Here is a 1,941-nt window from a genome sequence, read left to right as displayed (position 1 = left end):
AGACGGCGCGGTGCCCGCGGCGGGCGCCCCGTCAGCCTCGACGCGGACGCCTACAAGGGCCGCAATGTCATCGAGCGTCAGTACGCTCACCTGAAGCAGTGGCGGGGTCTGGCGACCCGGTATGACAAGTACGCGATCGTCTACCGGTCCGCTGTGGTGCTGAATGCTGTGCTCGCATGGTCAAAACGATTGTCAGACATGCCCTAGGTGTACTGGCCGGCGGCGCGTTGGGCTCCAGCGTCGACCCCGGGCGGGCACCGGCCGGGTAGCAGGTGATGGCGTTGCTCTCCCTCGCCATCGCCGTGACCCTCACTCGTCTGGCGCGCCGCCCCGGCAACTCACCCACGCGCACAATCGGTCGTTTGTGGCGAGGGACCCCGCCATGCGCCGTGCGCGCCACATCCGACCCTGTCCGCCCGCCACATGACTCGCCACAACCGACCCGCCAGAGCGGCAGCCGCCCGTACGTTTCTGGCGGGCCCTGGGGCGCGCGGGAGCGCCCACCGGGACACCCAGATTTCACGCCGACCGGATCCCGCCTGATATGCGAAGAGTTCACCGCGCGTCGTGTGAACTCTTCGCTGCATCTCGACAGCGGCGGCAGCGAGCACCGCGCCGAGCAGACCGGCCACGACCGCCCGGACGCCGGCGTCGTCGATCGCGTTCAGCACCAGCCCCGGAATGACCGCGGCCCCCATCAGCAGCATCACCCACGCGGTGGAGCCGGCTCCGGCGTCAAACACGTTGCGGCGAGCCTGCTCCGCCTCGACCCGGTGATGCACCCCTCGCAAGGCGAGCATCGCCCCGAGGGCCGTGACGGCCACCAGCGTCAAACCCCACCCCAGTCCCAGATCCTGCCGCAGCCCCGCGAACACACCAGCCGAACCCACCAGGGGAGGTGCCACACCGATGCGCCACCGCCACTCACGCTCATTCCCCACCCGGCTCACAGCCCCCTGCTGGCACACGGCCCTCGGCGGTGGAGCGGCAGATCATGCGGTCGTGGCCGCCGGGATCACTCCTGCGTAAGGGGCGAATGGAACTCCGAGGCGAGCATCGCGTAGGTGGCGCCATCCACCCAGCCGCGCGTGAGATGCAGAGACTCCTCCTTGAACGTGCCCTCGTGACGCATCCCCACCTTCTCCATGATGCGCAGGCTCGGAGCGTTGTCCGCGAAGGCATGAGCCTCCACGCGCCGCACACCCAGATCGTCGAACGCGAAGCCCAGCAGGGCTCGCGCAAGCTCGGTGCCATAGCCCTGCCCGGCCTGGCGCGGATCGATCGTCCAGCCGAGCTCGGCCTGGGCGTCCCGGGCTTCCTCCCGCGGGCCGCCCTGACTCCACGCGTCCTGCACCGCGACCTTCCCGACACCGACGATGACGTCTCCGGCCCGCACGGTGAGACGGTCCCCCGCCCCGAGGTAGGACTCGCGCAGCGCGTTCTCACTCTCCGGGCGGCCGGAGGTCCACGACCACACCTGCTCACGACGGCAGAAGCTCCACACGGCGGGTGCATCGAGACCCCGGAACGGGGTGAGGGTCAGCCGGCGGGCTCGCAGCGGGAAGCAGACGCCTCGACTCGCGGCGAGCTCCAGGAGAGGGGTGGCCATGACAGACAGGGTACGAACAAAAGTTCTCGAGTCAGCCCCCGGACAGACCAGTGCCCGCACCCTGCGTCGATGTCAGATCCACGCGGCCTCTCAGGGCCCGTTGACCTCGGGCAGATCCCGCCACGGAGTCCCGCACCTGCACTGGCAGATGATCGCTTCGACCATCGTGCGGACATCCGAGAAGGGTCGACCCTGCCGGCCCGTGCGGTCTGGAGCAGCGGGGCGATCAGCTCCGATCGGGCGTCGGAGACGACGTGTGTAAGCGGCCATGAAAAGCTGCCCATAGGTGGCCAGGGAATGACCCGCTGACGGCCATGAGGACTGCCCAGTGA

3 protein-coding genes and 1 pseudogene are annotated in these 1,941 nt (G+C 69.3%); 1 reads left to right on the top strand and 3 read right to left on the bottom strand.

The annotated features are described in order from the left end of the window. Positions 1 to 207: transposase (locus tag KVS67_RS11375; protein ID WP_217565381.1), on the top strand; the 207-nt coding region annotated here is incomplete at its 5' end. A 131-nt stretch (positions 208 to 338) separates the two neighbouring features. Here the strand turns inward: KVS67_RS11375 and KVS67_RS14135 are convergent. The 3 genes and pseudogenes from KVS67_RS14135 to KVS67_RS11360 form a co-directional block, all read right to left on the bottom strand. Continuing rightward, entirely contained in the window at positions 339 to 905 is a 567-nt protein-coding gene (locus tag KVS67_RS14135; protein ID WP_254629351.1) for a hypothetical protein, read from the bottom strand. 110 nt (positions 906 to 1,015) lie between these two features. Further along, positions 1,016 to 1,609, bottom strand: a complete 594-nt coding sequence (locus tag KVS67_RS11365; protein ID WP_220478918.1) for a GNAT family N-acetyltransferase — start codon at positions 1,607 to 1,609, stop codon at positions 1,016 to 1,018. Between the two features lie 105 nt (positions 1,610 to 1,714). Then, positions 1,715 to 1,893, bottom strand: a pseudogene (locus KVS67_RS11360) (transposase); the annotation flags it as partial. Between the last annotated feature and the right edge of the window lie 48 nt (positions 1,894 to 1,941).

This window comes from Micrococcus sp. GbtcB5 (genome assembly GCF_019091605.1).
GTDB classification, from domain to species: domain Bacteria; phylum Actinomycetota; class Actinomycetes; order Actinomycetales; family Micrococcaceae; genus Micrococcus; species Micrococcus luteus.
Note: the sequence above shows the minus strand (reverse complement) of the source record. Positions and strands in the feature narration are given on the sequence as shown.

Coding starts and splice junctions, on each gene's coding strand:
- KVS67_RS11365 (WP_220478918.1), bottom strand. CDS start 1,609: ATGGCCACCCCTCTCCTGGAGCTCGCCGCGAGTCGAGGCGTCTGCTTC.